The organism is Alloacidobacterium sp., assembly GCF_035631355.1.
In the GTDB taxonomy this organism is placed as follows: domain Bacteria; phylum Acidobacteriota; class Terriglobia; order Terriglobales; family Acidobacteriaceae; genus Alloacidobacterium.
Genome location: NZ_DASQIX010000085.1, coordinates 24,344 through 45,445 on the forward strand (window position 1 = coordinate 24,344; position 21,102 = coordinate 45,445).

The window sequence follows — 21,102 nt, forward strand, 5'->3', positions numbered from 1 at the left end:
ACTCTATTCGTAGCGGATAGCTTTCACCGGATCCAGCGCGGCGGCTCTATGCGCCGGCAGCCAGCAGGCAAACAGTCCGACGATTGCCAGTACTGCGGCGACAGTCATGAAGACGAGCGGGTCTGAGGGAGAGGCCCCAAGCGGCAGGCTTGCCATAAGCCGTGTCGCGGGCCACGCTGCAGCGAGGCCGAGAGTAAGACCCGCTGCAATCTGCCACAGCCCTCGTCTCATCACCAGGTTGAGGATATTGCCTGCATTGGCTCCAAGGGCCATGCGTATTCCAATTTCCTGCGTGCGGCTGTTAGTCGCCTGGGCAAGAACGGCATAGATCCCCACCGCCGCCATCATCAGCGCAATTAAAGCGAAGCCAGAAAAGAGCTTGCTGAAAAGATGCAGATACCACTGCTGGTGCCGAATCGCCTGAGGCAAGGTATAGACCTCCCGCAGCGGCAAATTCGGATCGAGATTCTGCACGGCGGCGCGCACTGCCGGAATGGGATTACCACTGGAGCGTATCAATAGAGCCATGCCGTTCCAGCCCATCTGGCGGAAGGGCACAAAGAGCAGAGGCTTTGGCGACTTTTCGTTGAGTTCCTGGACGATGTTTGCCGAGACTCCGACGATGGTGATCCATTCGCCCGGCTTGCCCTTGTCGTCATAGAAACGGAACCGCTTCCCAATCGCCACCTGTCTGGGCCAGAAGTGTTCCGCGCATTCCCGCGTGACTACGGCGACTTTATGATTCGCCGTGCCGTCAATCTCGTTGAAATCGCGCCCCAGCAGAATCGGCAGATTGATCGCCTCGAAGTAACCCGGCGACTGCACCACATACGACACCGCAGGCCGATGCGCCGGGTTATCTACCTCGCCACGTTCGATCTCGATATCGCTTGACGCTGCCTCCAGCCCGGGCAGGTTCGATGTAAGAGCTACATGCGTCACGCCGGGAAGCGCTTTGATTCGCGGCAGTAGCTGATCGTAGAAATGCTGGCGCGCATCCGTGCCTTTATAGCGGTCTTCAGGGAAATCGATACGCGCTGTCGTGATCTGGTCCGCCGGCACCAATCGATTGGCCGACAGGCTTTCCAGCAGGCTACGTACGAATACTCCAGCCCCGGTAAGCAGCACAAGCGTAAGCGCGAACTGGAAAACCACCAGCAGGCTTGAAAGGCTGCCGCCGCGATGCCTGCCCGCGCTGCGAGCGCCTTCCTTCATCACTTCATTCACATCCACGCGCGAAAAACGCAGCGCCGGCGCTGTACCGAAAACCAGTCCGCTAAGAATGCAGAGAGCGGCAAAGTAGCCAAAGACCGTGTAGTTCATGGTGAACTCGATCCAGTATGGCTTGCCGACGTTCTGTGTGGAGAGATCGAACCAGTGAACTCCAAGCGCGGCCAGGCCCAGCCCGAGCACGCCTCCAAGCACGCTGAGAAGCACGCTCTCGACCAGCAACTGACGCGCAACCCGCCAGCGAGATGCTCCCAGTGCCGAACGGATCGACATTTCCCTCTGCCGCAGCAAGGCTCGGCTCAGCATCATGTTTGCAACATTGGCGCAGGCAATCAGCAGCACGAATCCAACCGCTGCCATCATCAGCAGAAACACGATGCGGATGGGCCCGCCGTTATAGCGCTCATGGAACGTCTCAACAGAAATGCCAAGGTCTTTGTCGTCAGGATATTGAGCAGCCAGACGACGGGCGATTCCGTTCATTTCGACATTCGCCTGAATCATGCTCACACCGGGTTTGAGCATGGCGGAGAGCTGCAGCGACCGGTTATCGCGCTTTTCGAGTTCCGGAGTCGGAACCAGAGGCATCCACATGTCTGTATTAGTAAGAAATTTAAAGTCCTTCGGCATGACGCCGACGATGGTCGCCGGTTTTTCATTGACGCGCACCTGGCGGCCAATCACGTTAGGCGAGCTGCCGTAACGATCTTTCCAGACACCGTACCCAAGAATAAGGACCGGCGCGGCGCCTGGCTTGTCATCGCTTGGTAGAAATCCACGTCCGAGTATGGGCTGGATGTGCACCATCTCGAAGATGCCCGATGAGGCCCGTTCCATTCGGTAAGCCTGCGGCGGAATGCCATTCTCGCCCAGCACACCCTCCTCGCCAATGGATGCTTCCAGCGCTGCCAGCGAGGAGGACTGAGCACGGTAATCGCGGAAGTCCGGATATGACACTCGCATCGCATTGTCGTCTGCGTTTTGCGTAAGGTTTCGATTGCGGATCGCTACCAGTTGCGCGCCACCGGGCACAGGCACAGGCTTGAACAACACCGCGTTGACCAGCGTAAACACCATGGTGTTGAGGCCGATCCCCAGCGCGATCGTAACCACAACAGCAGCCGAAAACCACCGGTGAGAAAAGATCATGCGTAGAGCAAACCGCAGGTCGCGTGTCATGTTGCCGAATACGCGGCAATGTTGCCAGCAGTTCCAGAATTTCAGAGAGCGCGCGTGAAGAAAAATTGAACCGACACTTCGCTGTTAACGTAGTAGTCTCTGGTGCCAGTGAAAACGAGCGATCAAATCTAAAAAAATGACGATCGAGCACCTGTCATTCTCGCCGAAGGAAAGCAGGTTCTTTTTTAGCGGTCGTCAGAAAATGACAATTTCTGGAGGGCTCAAAAATAGTAGGTTCGGCAGCCGCCAGAAATCTACGAAGATTTTCGTTGACAATCTACGAATAATTTCGTAGATTGCTGAGAAGGGTTGCTTCTTTGAGAAATCACTAAAGAAAAAGTTAAAAACACGGGCTTTTGTCATTCCTGGGGTGGTCGCGCCACTTTCATGCGCAACGGAGGTTTTATGCGGCGATTCCCAGGTATTTTGATTGCTCTTTTCTCATTATTCGCGCCTTCAGTCAGCCATGCCTTATCGTCTGACACGAGGCTGCTTTCTCTTGTCTCTCCCAGCGCGCTGATTGTGGCCGGTATGGACAGTCCGCCGCCCAAGGAACTGCCGGGCAGCTTTGTTCTGATGACCCACAGCAACAGGATGGACCTCAATGATGTTCTAGCCTTGATCGGTGCTGACAGCACATTGTCTATTCACCATGCTGTTTTTGTCGCGAAGAATGACATTGGCGGCTACCTGAATGAGCACAGTTTGCTGATGAGCGGACACTTCGACCAGGCGCGCATCTATAAGTCTGCTGTAGAGAGCGGGGCTCGCCTAATCCAGTATCGTGGACTTCCTATACTTGTGATTCAACCCTTTGCGCGGGAGCGCGGTGAGATGGACGATGTCCGCTGGCTGGCGGTGCTCGGCTCAGACGTGCTGCTGTTCGGATGGATCCCGAGCGTGCGCGAGGAGCTTGACCGGTACCTGGCCCACGACGCACCAGATTCGGTTTTCGCAGGTAAGCTCGCCCATCTGCGACGCGATGACGAGACTTGGACCATGGTATGGACACCAACGCGAAACCCGGAAATAGAAGGAGTTCTGACCGCTCTCGATCCCAGGCTCGGCGAACTGGCGGAACACGCCGATGCTTTTCTGTTTGGCATTCGCTATCACAGGCAGGTTGAATTTGAATACGAGGCTTTAAAGGCGTCGGGTACGGCAGAAGGCGCTATTCCCGAGTCTGCAATGCAATCTTTTGTGGATATGAGAAAGGGGTCTGCGCTGTTGCCGCGGCAAAACCCAACGGACAATAGCATCATGGCGCACGGGATGGTGAAGATCCCTGTCGCCGAGTTCAGTAAATGGCTTGAAAAGGTCTCCACTGATTAGTCTTTGCAGTTGAATGGCGCCCAAGTCTCAAAAATCGAGACTTGGGCATTTGCAGCGTGAACGCTTTGCATCATTTAACCAATATACGAAGCGATTCGTACAATTAATTAAGCCCTTCGGGAACACGGCATTCGAACTGGTCGTATGCCATATGAGAGAACAATCATGCAAACTTTGCGACAAGACATCGTGTATGCCCTCCGTCAGATGCGGCTTTCACCGGTCTTTACCCTCACAGCGATGCTGACGCTCGCCCTCGGCATCGGAGCGACAACCGCCATCTTCTCGCTGATTCATACGATCATGCTTAAGTCGCTGCCAGTCGTCGATCCTTCCCGCCTATATCGCATAGGCGATGGCGATGATTGCTGTGTGGAAGGCAGCCCACAGGACAACTGGGGCATGTTCTCTTATCCCTTTTATGAATTGATGAAGAAGAACACTCCGGAATTCGAAGAGCTAGCCGCGTTCCAGGCCGGCGGGCGGCAGGTCAGCACCCGCCGCAGCCAGAGCGAGCGCGTGGCTAAACCCCTGCGCGAAGAATTCATCAGTGGCAATTACTTTTCGACCTTCGGAGTTGGCGCCTTCGCCGGACGCACCATTCAGCCCGCCGACGATCAGGACGCAGCCGCTCCGGTGGCCATGCTCAGCTATCGCACATGGCAGCAGCAATATGGGTCCGACCCCAAGATAGTGGGATCGTCGTTCATTCTGGATGGCCATCCATTCACGATCATTGGCATTACCCCTCCGGGATTTTTCGGTGAAACGTTGCGGAGCGATCCGCCAGATTTGTGGCTACCTATCCTGCAGGAGCCTGTCTTCACTGGGGCGAACTCCTTTCTACATCACTTCCAGGCCTGGCTGCGCGTCATTGGCCGGATCAAACCTGGCGCAAACCCGAATGCCGTTCCGGCGCGCATGACTTCACTTATCCGCCAATGGCTGGTCAATGACAGCGGCATGCCCGCTGACTGGATGGCTGGCATCAAGGCCGGACTGCCAAAACAGATTGTCAAAGTCGTTCCAGCCGGGACCGGCGTTGGCATTATGAAAGAGAACTACGGGGACAATCTTCGCATTCTGCTCGGCGTGTGCTGCCTTGTGCTGTTGATCGCCTGCGCAAATATCGCCAACCTGTTGCTGGCCCGTGGCGCCGCACGGCGCGCGCAGACTTCCGTCCGCCTCGCTTTGGGAGCGTCGCGTAAACGGCTCATTCGCCAGTCGCTGACCGAAAGCATTGTCCTCTCTGTTTTTGGCGGTGCCGCCGGATTGATCATCGCGTATTTGGGGGTGAAGCTATTGGTGGCGCTTACCTTCCATAGCGCAAAGTTTGTTCCTATTAACGCCACCCCTTTGCTTCCAGTGCTCGCTTTTGCCTTTGTGCTGTCTCTCGTCACAGGGGTGCTTTTTGGAACAGCGCCAGCATGGGTGGCCACGCACGCTGACCCGGCTGAGGCTTTGCGCGGCGCCAACCGCAGCACCCATGACCGGTCGTCGCTCTCGCAGAAGGTTCTCGTCATCTTCCAAGCAACGTTGTCCGTTGTGCTACTCGCCGGGGCGGGCCTGCTTACGCGCAGCCTCGAAAACATGCAGCACCAGAGCTTTGGGTATGAACTCGACCACCGCGCTCTCATCGGCCTTATAGGCCCTTTCAATTCTTATCCGCAACCGATGCTCGACGCAATGTACCGCGATCTGCAGGATCGCCTCGCGCATATTCCCGGCGTCGAAAGCGCCGCACTCGCACAGTATGCGCCACTGCAGGACAACTGGGGCGAATTGGTCATCCGCGAAGGCCATGGTATGCCGAACATGAATGACCCTAGCGGCTCTTCCTGGGACCACGTCAGCGTGGGCTATCTTGAGGCGATGGGAGAACCCATTCTCCGCGGGCGCTCCATCACTGAACAGGATACTGCCTCGACCCCGAACGTAACTGTGGTCAATGAGGCCTTCGTGAAGCGGTTTTTCAAACCCGGCGAAGATCCGCTCGGCCAGCGTTTCGGCCTCGACTTGCCGAAATATGGCGCGACCTTCCAGATTGTGGGCGTCGTGCGCAATGCAAAATATAACTGGGACTTCGCCAATCATAATCCACCACGGCCTCTCTTCTTCGTGCCTCTGGCGCAGCGGACGAACTACGACAATGCGATGATGCAGTCCATCGACGACGATACCCACTACATCGAGGGCGCAGTGCTGAAGTTGCACGGCAGCATGGAAGGACTTGAGTCGCAGGTCCGCCGGGTGCTCAGTGAAGTTGATCCCAACATTACTATGCTCGGCATCGAAACCATGCAGGAACATGTCGAAGCAAACCTCGACCAGCAGCGCGCCATGGCCCAGATGACTGGCCTCTTCGGATTATTGGCGCTCGTTCTTGCCGCGGTCGGGCTCTACGGCGTCACCGCATATACCGTCGAGCGCCGCACTGGTGAGATTGGAGTACGCATGGCCCTCGGGGCCGACCGCAACAGAATCGTCAAGCTCGTCCTGCGCGGGGCATTTTTTCAGATACTTATCGGACTCGCAATCGGCATACCGATATCGATTGCCAGCGGCCACCTGATAGCAGCCAAGCTCTATCAGGTAAAAAGCTGGGACCCGCTGGTGTTGGCGGGTTCCATCATCGCGTTGGGATTCTGCGCTTTGATTGCCAGCATCCTGCCTGCACAGCGCGCAGCCTCCATTGATCCGGTAAAGGCGCTTCGTATCGAGTGATCTGATAACCACAGCACGCAAACCTAAGTGCTCATCGCAGCTCGATTCGCAATGGGCACTTTCTTATTAGCAGGGGACCGTTGTCATTCTGAGCCGCACGGGCAGAATCAACGAATCTCACAGCCCGAGGCCTCCGTCCACGCTCAGGATCTGCCCTGTAATAAAATGCGGCCCGCTGGCAAAGAACATCACGGCAGCGGCCACATCCTCTGGCGTGCCATTTCGCTGCATCGGAGTCTTGTGCGCAAAATGCTCGTAGTCCTCCGAAACCTCGCCATTCACAATCATTCCGGGAGCAACGCAATTGACGCTGATCTCTGGCGCGAAGGCCTTTGACATGGTCTGCGTAAGCATATGCAGCGCAGCCTTCGACGTGCAGTAGTGCGCATGTGTAGGCCAGGGGTGCAGGCCGCCTAAAGACCCAATGTTGATGATGCGCCCGCGTGCTGCTTTCAGATACGGGTGCGCCGCCTTCGCCATAAGGAAAGGCCCGCGCGTGTTGGTTTCGAACATCGCGTCCCATTGTGCGACTGTGATCTGTTCCAGCACAGCAGTCTCGAAAACGCCCGCATTGTTCACCAGCAAATCGAGCCGTCCGAACAGCTTTGCCACTTCATTGATGGCATCTTCAACGCTCTGGGGATCACGCACGTCGCAGCGCGTCGCAAGCGCCTTCACACCAAGACTTTCGAGTTCGGCGACGGTCTTCCGCGCCTCGGCCTCGGAACCGCGATATGTAACCGCAACGTTCGCCCCGGCGCTCGCCAGCGTCAGCGCGAGTGTGCGCCCGATGCGTATGGCAGCGCCTGTGACAAGCGCCACACGACCCTGTAAACTATCCATAGAGTTGATTTTACCCATCGGCGTGCGCTTGACGTCGTGGGGCACGCAGGACATTTCCGATTCAGCATTTGCAACCTATCTGGTGCAGTAACCATCTCACCGAGTGCTCCGAGGCCCACATGACTCCCCCGCTGTCCCGTCTCTCCTCCATTGCTTTGATCAGCGGCCTTCTGATAATGTGGCCACTCATCGATAGCTGTGCGCACTCGACGCGGAATTCGTCGCTAAGGGGCAGCGCACCTGTGATGCTGAATGAAGACGCGCCGCGCGCCCATGGCGGGACAAATCCCAACGCTCCATATCTGGTAGCAGCAGGCCCGCAGTTGGTCAAGCGCGAGCCGAGCGCATCCGCTACAGCCCTCCCATGCGAGGGCAAAGACCTGTCAGTCACTGAGATTGCAGCCGCGGTGAATGGGAACTTTCGCGCCATCAAGCTGGCCTTTGATAATGAAGGCTTAGCGCCGTGTCGCATCAGCGGCTATCCGGCCATTTCCCTTCTCGATAAAACTGGAACGCCGGTAGCAAATCTGGTCGTGGATCGCGTAAGCGCATCGTCGATCAGCGCGCGGCTCTCACAGGGCCCCATGCAGGCAACCGCGGCGAAGCCGGACACGCAAATAACGATCGATCCAAAGGGCGAAGCATGGTTTCAGGTAGGATGGTCTACCGGAGACGGCTGTCCCGTCGTCGCACGCATCAATGTTACCGCACCGGGTGCAACCGAGAGCTTTACTGTGAACCATCCCCTCACCGTCTGCGAAGGGCGCGTGCAAATCACAGCTCTGCACTCTGACGAGGATGAGGATTAACGCTCAGAACCCGCTGCTAGTGGGGCTGCTCGCTCTGGTCTGAAGGTTTCGTCTCGTCCTGTCCGCCAATCTGCGAGTTGCTGTGCTTTTCGTAGATCGAATACTGGCGTCCCGGCTTCAGCAGCTTGACCTCGATGTCCTTAGTCTCCGAGTCAATCAGGTAATCAGCTCCGTAAGTCTGAAAACCAGTCGCAATGATCTGGAGGCGAACCGTGTCTCCTATCGGAATCACATCGATCACAGCCTTGCCGTCTTCATTGGTCTTCAATTCCATATTGCCTTCATCTTTGCCGTTTTTGATCGGATGAAAGACCACGCCTGCGTTTTCCACAGGCTTGCCGTTCGTAGCTTTTGTCACAGTGACTGTGATTTTGCTGGTCGGCGGAGGCGGCGTGTATTTGCGCCCGCGCTTGTTGTCCTGAGCGGAAAGCAGAAGCGGGAGACAAAGCAGAAGACCGAGTGATAAGGCTGCGGTCTTGCGGGAAAGGCACTGGGGCGAAACGACATCCATGCCCTTAATTGTATGCATTTCATCGCCATCAGGGAATGCGCTGAGTCATCAGGGTCCTACTTTTGAATTGGATTCAGCAGGAGTCCGTGCTATAAGGTGCTCCTGGGATTTATCGAATGCTCCATTACACTGATGCCGCGATCAAAACGGCTCCAGTAAACATTCATCCCTTCTTCACACGCTTCCGTTATCACTGTTGTCGATTTCAGGGACACGAGATGGTTGTCCAGCAATAACTTCACTCGACACGACAAGTCACCAAATGTGAGGCCTTATGCCGTTTACAAAAGCTGCAACTTTGTTATTCCTTTCGGCCAGCGCATTCGTATTTACGGTCGCCGCATCCGCACAGCAGACGCTCGGCCGCATCAACGGATCTGTCACCGATACCTCAGGAGCCGTCATTGGGGGTACTGAAATCGCAGTCACGAATAATCAGACAGGAGCTACGCGGCAGGTCTCGACGCAAGGCAACGGCGCCTACCTGGTGCAGGATCTGCCCATTGGAACTTACTCTCTTTCCTTCTCCCACGAGGGGTTCGACACGTCGAAGTTCCCCTCCATCCAGGTGCAGGCGGATCGCTCGACAACGCTCAACGTTCAGCTCAAGCCTGGCTCCGTCACCACCTCCATTGTGGTTGCGGCCATGCCGCTGTTGAATTCTGTGGACACGACGAATGGCTATGTGCTCGACAGTGCGCAAATCGCTTCGCGCCCGCTGGGGACGGGCAGCTTTACCCAACTGGCTACGCTGAGCCCCGGCGTTAGTGCAGATTTGCTTTCCGATACCGGAACCAATACTGGCCTAGGCAATCAGAACATCTGGGCCAATGGTCAGAGACTGTCCAGCAATACATTCACCTTCAACAGCGTCATGGCGAACAACCTGTTCAATGGCGCATCATCCAGCCAGGTCAGCGCCAACCGCGCAGTGCTCAATACAGGTGAGTCGTTCCAGAACGGCGGCACAATCAAAACAAATACTTCAATCTATGATGCTATCGGGCAGGCGCTGCCAACACCGCCGCAGGAAACCATTTCCGAGATGCGCGTCAACACGTCAATGTTCGATGTGTCACAAGGTGATACCGCCGGCGCACACGTTGACGTGACCACCAAATCCGGCACGAACGCCTTTCACGGCGCGCTCTTCGGGACCCTTGGAAATGTGGCTTTAAATGCGGACCCGTTTTTCTTTAAGCAGAACAGTCTGCCCACCCCCGATCTCCATCGTTATGATGCGGGGGCATCTGTTGGAGGTCCAATCAAGAGAGACAAGCTCTTCTTTTACACTGCGTATCAATACACTCGGGCTACCGATCAGTTGAATTCCCTAAGCCAGCTCCATGTCCCAAGCTCGCTCACCGATGATCGCAGTCCCTCAGGCCTCGCACCAGTGCTCGTGCAAGCTGGGCTTTCTCCCACGGCCACGATCGATCCCGTCGCCCTCAAATATCTTCAGGCCAAAGCGCCGAATGGTTCTCTGCTCATCCCGTCGCCAACCACCAGTGATCCGAATGCAGCATTCAACGTGACCTTCGTCGGACCAACGTCTATCTTCCTTGCCGACCGCGCGCTCCTCAACATCGACTACAACCTGACCAAGACTGATACTTTGTCCGGCAAGTACTACTATCAGCACGACCCCACGACGAGCCCGTTTTCCAGTACTCCCCTGCTCGGTTTTCCGCAAACGTTTAACTCCGGCAGCCAGGTTTTTTCTCTGGAAAACACAAAGATCTTCAATCCCAAGCTGTCGTGGGACCAGAAATTCGGCTTCCTACGCATGAAGATTGGCTCGTTTACCAGTCAGCCTTTCGGACCAGATGCTGTGGGGATCAATGTCTTCGGCAGCCCTCATCTTCCTGCTGTCAGCGTCAGAAACTTCGACACGAATTTCAACTCGCTCGACATCGGACCCGGCTCGAACTTTGCGAACACTGGCTTTGCGCAAAATACCTTTGAAGGAACGACCAATCTTAACTGGGTCCTGGGACGCCACACCTTGTCGTTCGGGGCCAATTACGACTATACACAGCTCAATATACTCAATCGCGCCAGCCAGGTTGCGAGCATTGGATTCAATTCGCTCGCAGACTTTCTCCAGGGCGGTCCGTTGCGCTCCTCCAGCTCTGCATATTTCGTCGGCCCCACGAACCGCTACTATCGCGCGCCTCAGGTGGGAGCCTACGCGCAGGACAAATGGCAACTCACTCCCAGTCTAGTTGTCACCGCAGGCGTCCGCTACGACTACGACGGCGGACTGTATGAGAAATACGGCCACCTCGTGAACTTCGATGCCACCAAATATCAATACAATTTGTCCACAGATACCATCGAGAACAGTGGACTCATTGTTGCCGGCAATAACAAGCAATACGCCACGCCCGGCGCAAGCGATTCCACGCTCAAACAGCGTCAATGGGGCATCGCACCCCGCGTCGGACTCGCTTACAGCCCAACACCCGCCATCGTATGGCGTGCAGGGTTTGGCATGTACTACGACCGCGGCGAGTACTTCACGAATTTCTCTCCCAGTGCCGGATTTGGATTCAATGGCCCGTTCGGCGTCACCCTGCAACCTCCGTTCGTTCAGCAGATCACTGCAACCTCGTCCAGCACCTTTGAAAATCCCTTCGGCGCCACGCTTCCACCGGTAGACAACAATCCTGCGGATTTCATCAACAACCTGCCGAATCAAGCCGCACTCATCAATGGAGCCAGCCCTTACCTCTTCGGCGCCTACGGCATCAACAACAAGCTTCCTTACACGGAAAACTGGAGCCTCGACTGGCAATGGCAGGTGCGGCCCGATATTGCCGTCACCGTCGGTTACACCGGAAATCATGGCGTGCGGCAGACCATTCCTCTCCCCTTTAATCAACCGTTGGTGGCAACACCAACGAATCCAGTCAACGGACAAATTTACAGCTACGGTTACAACGCTGTGGACTCCAATGGCAACAACCTGGCTACCGAACCCTACAACACATCCACTGGCGGCAATACCGATTTAAGAACACCTTATATTGGCTACAGTCCCAACTCCGTTGCCTGGACAACGGCAGGCATTTCCCATTACAACGGCCTGCTCACTTCAGCCCAGAAGAGCTTCCGCAATGGTCTCGATTTCATGGTTTCCTATACCTGGTCGCACTCGCTCGATGAAAGCAGCGGTTACGGCCTTTTCTACAACGGTAATGATCCCCGTAACCTGCGATCGGGCTACGCCTCTTCCGATTACGATCGCACCAACGTTGTGACCATCAGTTATGACTATCAGTTGCCGAAATTTAGTGTCTCAAACGCCTTCGCCAATAAGCTCGTGAATGGCTGGGGTATGTCCAGCATCATCGTTTTCGAGAGCGGCCAGCCCTACAACGTGTATGACTTCAGTGGAACTGTAGGCGGCATCTACTTCGCGTCGAATGACTTCCTGACGAACCCAGTCCTGCCGCTCGGCCCGGGAGTCAAGCCGAGCCAGGCACTCACTGGTCACAGCGGAGCATTTGCTAACTTCAACGGCGCGACCGTCGCTCCGGACAAGGTGGCCTTCAAGCCCACAGCATTTGCCTATCCCTCACTCCAGCCGGGCGAATCCGGCGTTCCGCCTTGCGGACCCTCAACGGCTGGCGCGATTGTGTGCGACACCTATGAATCCACCTTTGGGAAAGGCGGCCGCAATATCTTCCGTGGCGATTTCCAGAAGCGTGCCGATGTTTCCATCTTCAAGGAAACGCGAATTCATGAGGCCTACAACCTTCGCTTCAGTATTGACTTTTTCAATATCAGCAACACACCCAGCTTTGACACACCGGGCAATAACTTCACCGGGTCGGATTTCAACAATCCCCCCGGCATTACACCGCTAGGTCCAAATGCTCCTTCCGACGCCTTCAGCAGTCAGGGCGTAGGCGTTATCACGAATCCTCTGGGAAGCCCACGCCAGATACAGTTCACCGGCAAGTTCACTTTTTAGAAGATCTATCGAGCGCAACAGCACGTAAACGCACCGGGAATGCTCAGGGCCAAGGCGATTGTAACGAGCTTCGCATTTTGCCGTGGAATCAGGTGCGTCAGATGACGCTATGAAAAGCTGCAGAACAGTTGTGTAGGCGGGCTTTTCAGTTGGTAGTTCCGCTGTTGGTAACTGCCTTTTCTATCGTGACCAAAGACTCTACGATCTCCTGACCGGAGCAGCGAAGCGATGCGTGCATTCTCGTGGACGCTATTCGTGACTTTGAGATCACCGGAGTATCCGCCTGCTCTTTGGAATCGCGATATAGCATCGCTCCAGAGTGCGACAGCTACTTGTCGAAAAGATCCGGCTTCTGCGAGGTATGGTCAATAGCCTCCTTTGCCTTGGCTCGCTCTGTAGCAGATCTCTCCCTCTCGATCATGGATTTTCGTCTCGCAACCCCGGAATCTTTCCTCAATCGTGCCGACTGTTCGCGTACCGCTGTGGCCGTAGCAATCAGGACACGGCTCTTCTCGATCAAGCCGGCGATTTGTCGCAGCCAATCCTCAGGGCGCATCAGCGGCGGGATGACAAGGTCGAATTCACGTTCAGCAACGCCAGAACAGGAGCTATCGAACAGGACCAGGCCAGCATGCGACTTTTCACGGGTTAGCGTGACTACTTGCCGGCGCTCCATGTCAGGTGGCGCCGCAACCAGCACAGCCTTAAGGTCGGCTCCTTGTTCCAATAAGGAGCGAAATTCTCGCAGGGAAAAGCAGGGATCCACAGAGTAGCCGTCGCTGCGGAGCACCAGCAGTCGATTGCAGTTATCGGGTCCAAAATGAAGAACTCTGGCAGCCATGTTCAATCGTTTCTGGCGGCCTTCCCCTCTTAGTAGGATGCCGCGTAGCACAGATTATTTTCCTGACGGACGCTGACGATAAATTTTCTGTTGGTAACGGCGCTGATATAAGCGATTCTGTAGTTTACATGATGAGCGAGTGCTCCTCAGATGGCAGCGAACCTACAACCCTTCGGTTAACCGATGACTAAGAAGGCCGGAGTAGTAATGATTTCAATGGAGTAGAGAGGAATGAACGGAGCCATCGGAACGTAAGTTGGTCAAGATTTTGTGGGCTTACAAAGAAAACAATTAAGAATAATGCACTGTTAAAGAGGGCGGGGACCTCCTCTCGATTGTCCCTTCGAATTTTCGGTATTACGGCTCTCATGACAAAGCTCCCTTTTGTCTCGGGCTTGAGGGTCAGGAGATAGTCTTTCTCAATGGCGGCCCGCGCATCAGATCAACCTCGCCTTCTCTTTCTTTGTGCGCTGCGACTCTCAGGAAGAGATTGACAGCTACTTTGGGATAAGCTGATCGGAGCCGGCAAGCCCATGGCCTGCGGCTGGCTCACAGACGCTTCGGCCTGTGCTGGCAGATTGTGCCGCGCAATATCGGCGAGTTGATCAGCCACCCCAAAGCCGTGGAAGCTATGATGGGGATGATCAAGATGGACCTTCCTGCGGCCGAAGTGACTCGATGATGGATGTCGAACCGGCATCTGCGGGGTTTAGGCAATTCATAGCCTATAGCCATACCCCGCCGCCATCGCCGCATCCATCTGGCGTATATGGCCAGAGGTGCGCGAATGCCGAAAACGGAAGCAGCGGAAATCCTCTCGATCGATGGTCATGAGGTGCATGTTACGCATCCGGACAAGCTCTACTTCTCACGGCAGATCCGTCTTACCAAACTTGATCTTGTCCGCTATTACCTCTCGGTAGCTCCCGGCGCTCTGGCTGGAGTTCAGGATCGCCCACTTGTTTTGAAGCGCTTTGTAAATGGAGCTGAGGCAGCGGCCTTCTACCAAAAGCGCGCTCCTGCCGACCATCCTTCGTGGCTGCATACCGTCACGCTCTCTTTTCCGTCGGGACGAACCGCGGAAGAACTTGTGGTGAACAATACTGCCGGGCTTGTGTGGATTGTGAATCTGGGCTGCATTGAGCTACATCCTCACGCCATACGCGCCAACAATCTCGATCATCCCGATGAATTAAGAATCGACCTCGATCCCGGTCCCGGCGTGAGCTGGGAGGATGTCCGCAGAGTTGCCCTCGAAGTGTATGCGTTTCTCGATGAACTCGGACTTCGAGGATGGCCAAAAACGAGCGGATCGCGAGGCATGCACGTCAATATTCGGATTGAGCCGAAATGGACTTTTGAAGAAGTCCGCCGCGCCGCGCTTGCATTGTCGCGCGAAATTGAACGGCGAGCACCGGCGTTGGCCACATCCAGGTGGTGGAAGGAAGAGCGGCATGGCGTCTTCCTCGACTATAACCAGAACGCCAAAGATCGCACGACAGCATCCGCCTATTCTGTCCGGCCTGTTCCGGATGCGCGCGTATCCACTCCGCTTTCGTGGGGAGAAGTGCAGGATTGTGATCCTGCTGACTTCACCGTACTTACAGTGCCAAAACGGTTTGCCGCAATCGGTGATCCTCATGCCGATATGGACGCTTATCCCGGCTCTCTGGAAAAACTTCTTGAGATGACCGCAAGAGACGATGCAGCTGGCCTGGGGGACGCTCCATGGCCGCCTCACTTCCGCAAAGCAGCAGGTGAAGGAACCCGGGTCGCACCTTCTCGCGCCAGGAAAGCACGCGTTAAGATGCCGCTGATTGTAGTCGCCAATTCGCCGGACAAGGATGCAGCCCTCGCGGGTCTCGACAGATGGAAGACGAAACATGCAGAAGTGGCAAAGCATTTAAATCCCGCCGATGTACTCGTAGATTCAATGCGCGGCAGATTTTCCACCTGGACAAGGGTGCGGGTGAACCTCGTGAATGTGCCTGAGGATATGCGCCCAGATCAAGAAACTCCCGATCCGGATGACGATCCCAATCGCAGGCCTCGAAAATCGAAAACCAAGTCAACGAAGTAACTATTCAGCGGTTCTCCGGAAAAATTGCCTTCAGTTCTTCTGGTGGCACGATTTCCAGTTGTTCATATGTGCAATCTTCCGGTTTTTTATCGAAGCGCCAGCGGCGAAACTGCGCCATATGACGGAAACGGCCGCTTTGCATGTGCTCATAGGCGACTTCCGCGACGAGTTCCAATCGAATAGGCTCCCAGGAGAGATCTTTGCCCTGACTCCAGCGGCTCTGCCCACCTGGCCTTCGTGAGCTATTGCCATCTCCGGCCTCTTCTTCGAATGCTCCCTTCCACGGATGATCCGCGACCGCATTCTGGCGATAGGGTTTCAGGAACTCAACGAGTTCATACCGTTTTGCGAGAGGAAAACTCCCACATACTCCAATATGCTGCAATACTCCGGAATCGTCATAGAGTCCTAACAGCAGAGAGCCGATTGCAGGACGGTCGCCCTTGCGGTACCAGCGAAAACCAGCCACCACGCAATCACAATCGCGTTCGTGCTTGACCTTGAACATCGTGCGCTTGTCGGATTCATAAATATTGTCTTTGGCTTTGGCTATGACACCATCAAAGCCCGCACCCTCAAATCGCCGGAACCAGTCTTGCGCCAGGGCCAGGTCATCTGTGGCAGGAGTGATGTGAATCGGAGACTTCGCTGCGGCGAGAATAATTTCCAGCTTTTCGCGCCGCTCACTGAATACCTTCTCTCTCCAATCGTGATTGTCCTCCGCAAGCAGGTCGAAGAATACGATAGAGGCTGGTGTCTGCTCACTAAGCAGTTTCACTCGCGATGCAGCAGGATGTATGCGAAGCTGTAGCGCATCGAAATCCAGCGCGCCATTTCTCGATATGACAATTTCACCATCAAGAACACACTTGTTGGGCAATTGCTCTAACAAAGGATCGATCAGCTCCGGGAAATAACGATTCAGCGCTTTCTCATCCCGGCTTTGGATCAGAAGCTCATTTCCATCGCGAAAAATCAGAGTACGGAAGCCATCCCACTTTGGCTCATAGACCCACTCGGTACCGATAGGCAGTTCATCAATCCGCTTGGCAAGCATGGGAAGAATAGGAGGTTCGACAGGAAGGTTCATAGTTTTGCCTGGTCTCTTGAGAGATAGTCACCCCTCTGTTCGAGCCATCCTAACAGCCACCTCTCGGGCGCGTGAATAAGTACGATGGAAGGCCGCCCAATCGCCTCTCAGGATGATGCCGTAAGCAATAGCTTTGGAATTCGGTTCGGACGCACGGGACCCTATTCCAAGATCCCGAGGCTTGCCAGAAAATAATTATGCTACGGAAATTCCCGCCGAGATATGATGCGCGTGGGGATTTCACGTCTCTATATAAGGACCCTTCAAATGAAACGATGCCTCCAACGCGTCGTTTGGCCGCTCGCTCTGGCCTCGATGCTGGCTGTACCCGCCGCCGTAGCACAATCCGGTGAGGCGATCTCACTCACTGTTGACGCGACGCAGACGCAGCAGAAAATCCTACACGTTCATGAAGTGCTACCGGTCAAGCCCGGGCCGCTGACGCTTTACTATCCAAAATGGATTCCTGGAGAACATGGACCGGATGGTCCACTTTCGGATCTCACTGGTCTCAAATTCGAGGCCGATGGAAAGACGATTCCCTGGCAGCGCGATCTGCTGGATGTCTTCACTTTCCACGTCGACATTCCTGCCGGCGCCACACAGCTTGATGTTCGGTATGACTTCATCGAACCCCTCGGCGGCTCTGCCACAGACAAGTTAATGATCCTCGAATGGAATGAAGCCGTGCTCTATCCCGCGGGCACACCGGCCGCACAACTGATGTATAGCGCAACCCTGGTGGTGCCCAAAGGCTGGAAATTCGGCACGCCTCTTCCTGTGGCGACTCAATCCGGAAATCAGGTTTCATTCAAGCCGATTTCGCTCGATCTCTTGGTGGATTCACCTGTAATTGCCGGGGAATACTATCGCGCGATCGACCTTACCCCTCCGGGCGAGCCCGTTCACCATGAAATCGACATGGCCGCGGACAGCGAAGCGGCGCTCAACATGAGCCCGCAGATCCAGAAGGCCATGATCAACCTGGTTGCCGAGTCGGGCAAGCTCTTCGGCGCACGCCATTACCGCGATTACCACTTCCTCTTCGCGCTCAGCGATCACGTCGCGCATTTCGGGCTCGAGCATCACGAATCGAATGACAGCCGCCTTCCGGAACGCACATTGCTGATGCCCAGCGCCGGCATGTCATTGGGTGGTCTGCTGGCACATGAATTTGCCCACTCGTGGAACGGCAAGTTTCGCCGTCCGGCCGACCTCGCTACTCCCGATTTTGAGACGCCAATGAAGACCGACCTGCTGTGGGGTTACGAGGGTCTCACAGACTATCTCGGGCCCATGCTGGCTGCGCGCGGCGGCTTATGGACCCCGGAGCAGTATCACGAGTACCTGGCGTCAATCGCGGCGATGCTTGGCCCGGGACGTCCCGGGCGCACATGGCGTCCGCTACTCGATACTGCAGTCGGTGAACCGATACCTGGCTTCGCGCGCGGTTGGCTCAACTGGCGCCGCGGCACGGATTACTACGATGAAGGCGATCTGGTATGGCTGGAAGTCGCCACAATCATTCATCGTGAGACCAAGGGCCAGAAGTCCATCGACGATTTCTGTCATGCGTTTCATGGCGGACCCAACAACGGTCCGGAGGTGAAGACCTACACCTTCGATGAACTGGTGAGCGCGCTGAATGCGGTCGCGCCCTATGACTGGGCGGGCTTCTTCCGCGAGCGATTAAACTCCACTTCGCCCGATGCGCCCGTAGGAGGAATCGAAAACGCCGGATGGAAGATTGTCTACAACGGAGAGCCTTCGAAATTGCAAGGACGGCGCGGCAACCCGGGCGATGTCTATTCGATCGGACTCCAGCTCAGCGAGGATGGCACAGTTACGGATTCGATCGTAGGAAGTCCCGCATACAAAGCCGGCATTACGTCAGGGATGAAAGTGGTTGGTGTGAACGGCCGCGTCTATACGCATGACGGGCTCGAGGATGCCATCAAATCCGCCAATGGGACGTCGAATCCTATCGAGCTTCTGGTTGTTGTCGACGATTACTTCCGGACGTGCAAGGTCGACTACCACGGCGGCGACCGCTACCCACATCTGGTGCGGGACGAAGCCAACCCGGATTATCTCGACGAACTGATCAAGGCGCGCGCGGCTGCCCCGTGATACATATCGCGGTGGTCGCGTCCTTCAAGACTATTTCGTTCTACTATCCGGCGCCGCTCTTCTGTATACGGCCCCGACCGATGGCAACTGCAATCTCGGGCCTTCAAACTAGGCCCGATTCTATTCGCATCGCAGAGATGTGTTGGGATCAATACGGGAAGCGCCGTGCTGGAATATAGCTGGCAAAAAAAAGCGATACAAACTAGAAGAATAGGAACAGTGACAAACGTCACAACATCGGTGATTCCGGGATCAGGGCAGTAAGGATCGGGAGGCACTAACAACTCGGAACAGCAAACCTTTAAAAATGAAAAACACAGGAGAGGACGCAATGGCTGCAAATTTCGATCTGTTTTTGAGCATTTTTGAATAGTTCAAGAATGTAGTTCCGATTGTAACGAGATGAATATTCTGGTACGCGGCTAATCGTTCATTTAGATTTCCTTCATGCACGTCTTAGTTCGTCGCTTGCAATATTTTTTGGCCTTGGGTGGTTTCCTTTTCAGTTCCTGTTTCATAGGGCACAGTCAGACAGGACCTCGATACCAGCAGCCGAAATTAGCGCGAATTCTTTCGCCTATAGAAGCGACGCTGGCACCACCAATAACGTCGTGCAATCAAAGCGTGCATGGCGTGCCATGCGTCGAATCTTCTGTAGGCGTTAACAAGCACAGCGGTTCCATAGGCGGTTGAGCTTGCAAGCCATCATTGTGGATGCCACAGCCATGAGCGCTGCGAATCTGAAGAACGTGCGATGAAACATAGCCTCTGATCAGGTGTAGCCGTCGATAGCCCGTTTCTATGACGGAATTGATCCCACGGACTCTTAAACCCCACACCTCAAGGACTGTCTCAAGTTGCTCCGTTTCTGCACCAGATGCTACGATTTTTTCTTGCGGGGAAGATTTGAGGACCGGCTTGGCAAACGTCGACGCATTGGCGCATGCGCCCGCAAATGAACCGTCGATTGAAGATTGCAAGGAGCAGGTTCGTCGCGTAGTTCAATCCACTACCTTCCGAAATGCTGCAACCCTGCAGCTTCTGTTTCAGTTTTTAACTGACAAAACGATCAGCGGCGCAGCCGAGAGCTTAAAGGAATACACCATCGGCGTCGAGGCATGGGTCGCAAGCCTGACTTTGACCCCAAATTGGATCCAATCGTACGGGTGCAAAGCCATCGGCTCAGAGTCAAGCTCAAGGAGTATTACGACGTCGAAGGTAACCGCGATCCAATCCTGATCCAGTTCCCGAAAGGACACTACATCCCCACCTTTGAAGCGATGCCCGCTTCTCTTCCAGCCCTGAGCGATCTCGAAGCTATCGCAGACTCTGCCACTGAAGCGTCCGCCGAGAAGACAACCGAAAAACAAGCAAAGCCAATCCGATCGCGATGGGGGTTCGTCGTCGCTGCGGCAATCGCGATGGCCGTTTTTGGCTATTGGCTAGGAGGTTGGCGAACTGAGAAACGCCTTAGCGCAACCGGAGCAGTAGCAGTTCCTAATGATGGAGTAGTGGAATCTTTCTGGGCGCGCTTTCTCGGCAGCGATGCCTCGCCCGTTATTGCGTACCCCGACGCCGTCTTTCTGCTCGACGACTCAAACGACCTCTTCCGCTTCCGGCATGGCGCCATCGATAGCCGGGGCGCTGTGGTCGATCCTCATGTGGCGCGTGAGTTTGCTGCAAACCCCGAGATCGTCGCCAAAGCCGGCCAACTCTACTACGAGAACGGATACACAGGCACAGGAGAGCTTGAGGCGGTTGGAATGCTGGCGGGCCTGTTGGGTCGCATGGGCGTGAAACCGACCCTGAAGTCCAGCCGCGATGTAACTCCCGATCACCTGAACCAGCACAATGTCATCCTTTTGAGCTCGCCCTTCCAGAATCCCGCCGTCGCCCAGTTGATGGCAGCTGGCGACTTCAGCTATAGCAATCCTGACCAGCACCACCAACAATGGCGAGCGCAGATTCTGGATGCGCATCCCCGCGACGGAGAAGCATCAACCTACGGCACTGAGCGCGATCAGACGAGTAAGGTTCTGACCGCAGATTACAGCCTCATCACCATCGCTCCCGGTGTTACGCCAGGGCGGTGGATCGCCATTATCGGTGGCCTCGATACCAAGGGGACCGAAGGAGCAGCCATGTTTGCCACTTCGAAGCAGGGAGTCGAACGCCTGAATAACGTCCTCGACAGAATGAACAGCAACAAAAAAGAACCCCTGCCGTTTCAGGCTTTAGTGCGCGTCCAGATGGCGAAGGGTTACCAGGTTTTGGGCGCTGACCTGATTTCCGTCCATCGCCTTCAACCTGCAAAACCCGAACCCACTGCGGGCGCTGGTCCATCGCATTAACCT

The 21,102-nt window shown here is 55.4% G+C and carries 12 protein-coding genes; 7 read left to right on the plus strand and 5 right to left on the minus strand.

Annotated elements, in window-relative coordinates; translation table 11 throughout:
- Window positions 1-3: 3 nt before the first annotated feature.
- Window positions 4-2,409 (minus strand): ABC transporter permease, encoded by a 2,406-nt coding sequence (locus tag VEV40_RS15755; RefSeq protein WP_324833693.1) that lies wholly within the window; start codon window positions 2,407-2,409, stop codon window positions 4-6.
- A gap of 405 nt (window positions 2,410-2,814) precedes the next feature.
- On the opposite strand from VEV40_RS15755, the gene VEV40_RS15760 reads away from it, so the two are divergent.
- Together VEV40_RS15760 and VEV40_RS15765 are read left to right on the plus strand one after the other, a co-directional pair.
- A complete protein-coding gene (locus VEV40_RS15760; protein ID WP_324833694.1) occupies window positions 2,815-3,741 on the plus strand; it encodes a hypothetical protein in 927 nt (308 codons plus the stop codon).
- Between the two features lie 165 nt (window positions 3,742-3,906).
- Window positions 3,907-6,465, plus strand: a complete 2,559-nt coding sequence (locus VEV40_RS15765; protein WP_324833696.1) for an ABC transporter permease — start codon at window positions 3,907-3,909, stop codon at window positions 6,463-6,465.
- A gap of 117 nt (window positions 6,466-6,582) precedes the next feature.
- Here the strand turns inward: VEV40_RS15765 and VEV40_RS15770 are convergent, their stop codons facing one another.
- On the minus strand, window positions 6,583-7,308 hold the full coding sequence (locus VEV40_RS15770) for an SDR family NAD(P)-dependent oxidoreductase (protein WP_324833741.1): 726 nt from the start codon (window positions 7,306-7,308) through the stop codon (window positions 6,583-6,585).
- 245 nt (window positions 7,309-7,553) lie between these two features.
- On the opposite strand from VEV40_RS15770, the gene VEV40_RS15775 reads away from it, so the two are divergent.
- Window positions 7,554-8,117, plus strand: a complete 564-nt coding sequence (locus VEV40_RS15775) for a DUF4232 domain-containing protein (RefSeq protein ID WP_324833742.1) — start codon at window positions 7,554-7,556, stop codon at window positions 8,115-8,117.
- Between the two features lie 16 nt (window positions 8,118-8,133).
- Here the strand turns inward: VEV40_RS15775 and VEV40_RS15780 are convergent, their stop codons facing one another.
- Window positions 8,134-8,646: a carboxypeptidase-like regulatory domain-containing protein gene (locus tag VEV40_RS15780; protein ID WP_324833697.1), complete on the minus strand. Its 513-nt coding sequence runs from the start codon at window positions 8,644-8,646 to the stop codon at window positions 8,134-8,136.
- A gap of 256 nt (window positions 8,647-8,902) precedes the next feature.
- On the opposite strand from VEV40_RS15780, the gene VEV40_RS15785 reads away from it, so the two are divergent.
- Window positions 8,903-12,607, plus strand: a complete 3,705-nt coding sequence (locus VEV40_RS15785; protein WP_324833699.1) for a TonB-dependent receptor domain-containing protein — start codon at window positions 8,903-8,905, stop codon at window positions 12,605-12,607.
- 328 nt (window positions 12,608-12,935) lie between these two features.
- Here VEV40_RS15785 and VEV40_RS15790 read toward each other — a convergent pair whose 3' ends face one another.
- Window positions 12,936-13,499 carry a hypothetical protein gene (locus VEV40_RS15790; RefSeq protein ID WP_324833701.1) on the minus strand — a complete coding sequence of 188 codons (564 nt, stop codon included), beginning with the start codon at window positions 13,497-13,499 and terminating at the stop codon, window positions 12,936-12,938.
- Window positions 13,500-14,235: 736 nt separating this feature from the next.
- Between VEV40_RS15790 and ligD the strand changes: the two genes are divergently transcribed.
- Window positions 14,236-15,528, plus strand: a complete 1,293-nt coding sequence (ligD, locus tag VEV40_RS15795) for a non-homologous end-joining DNA ligase (protein ID WP_324833703.1) — start codon at window positions 14,236-14,238, stop codon at window positions 15,526-15,528.
- A gap of 4 nt (window positions 15,529-15,532) precedes the next feature.
- Here the strand turns inward: ligD and VEV40_RS15800 are convergent, their stop codons facing one another.
- Complete coding sequence (locus VEV40_RS15800) at window positions 15,533-16,618, minus strand: ATP-dependent DNA ligase (RefSeq protein ID WP_324833704.1); 1,086 nt, start codon at window positions 16,616-16,618, stop codon at window positions 15,533-15,535.
- Between the two features lie 267 nt (window positions 16,619-16,885).
- Here VEV40_RS15800 and VEV40_RS15805 point away from each other — a divergent pair, with 267 nt between their 5' ends.
- Both VEV40_RS15805 and VEV40_RS15810 read left to right on the plus strand, forming a co-directional pair.
- Window positions 16,886-18,748 carry a M61 family peptidase gene (locus VEV40_RS15805; RefSeq protein WP_324833706.1) on the plus strand — a complete coding sequence of 621 codons (1,863 nt, stop codon included), beginning with the start codon at window positions 16,886-16,888 and terminating at the stop codon, window positions 18,746-18,748.
- A 1,118-nt stretch (window positions 18,749-19,866) separates the two neighbouring features.
- On the plus strand, window positions 19,867-21,099 hold the full coding sequence (locus VEV40_RS15810; protein WP_324833707.1) for a hypothetical protein: 1,233 nt from the start codon (window positions 19,867-19,869) through the stop codon (window positions 21,097-21,099).
- The last annotated feature ends 3 nt before the right edge of the window (window positions 21,100-21,102 follow it).

Bases quoted from the DNA above. Each gene is read 5' to 3' on its own strand.
- VEV40_RS15755 (WP_324833693.1), bottom strand. From the start codon at position 2,409: ATGACACGCGACCTGCGGTTTGCTCTACGCATGATCTTTTCTCACCGG.
- VEV40_RS15760 (WP_324833694.1), top strand. From the start codon at position 2,815: ATGCGGCGATTCCCAGGTATTTTGATTGCTCTTTTCTCATTATTCGCG.
- VEV40_RS15765 (WP_324833696.1), top strand. From the start codon at position 3,907: ATGCAAACTTTGCGACAAGACATCGTGTATGCCCTCCGTCAGATGCGG.
- VEV40_RS15770 (WP_324833741.1), bottom strand. From the start codon at position 7,308: ATGGATAGTTTACAGGGTCGTGTGGCGCTTGTCACAGGCGCTGCCATA.
- VEV40_RS15775 (WP_324833742.1), top strand. From the start codon at position 7,554: ATGCTGAATGAAGACGCGCCGCGCGCCCATGGCGGGACAAATCCCAAC.
- VEV40_RS15780 (WP_324833697.1), bottom strand. From the start codon at position 8,646: ATGCATACAATTAAGGGCATGGATGTCGTTTCGCCCCAGTGCCTTTCC.
- VEV40_RS15785 (WP_324833699.1), top strand. From the start codon at position 8,903: ATGCCGTTTACAAAAGCTGCAACTTTGTTATTCCTTTCGGCCAGCGCA.
- ligD (WP_324833703.1), top strand. From the start codon at position 14,236: ATGCCGAAAACGGAAGCAGCGGAAATCCTCTCGATCGATGGTCATGAG.
- VEV40_RS15800 (WP_324833704.1), bottom strand. From the start codon at position 16,618: ATGAACCTTCCTGTCGAACCTCCTATTCTTCCCATGCTTGCCAAGCGG.
- VEV40_RS15805 (WP_324833706.1), top strand. From the start codon at position 16,886: ATGAAACGATGCCTCCAACGCGTCGTTTGGCCGCTCGCTCTGGCCTCG.
- VEV40_RS15810 (WP_324833707.1), top strand. From the start codon at position 19,867: ATGGGTCGCAAGCCTGACTTTGACCCCAAATTGGATCCAATCGTACGG.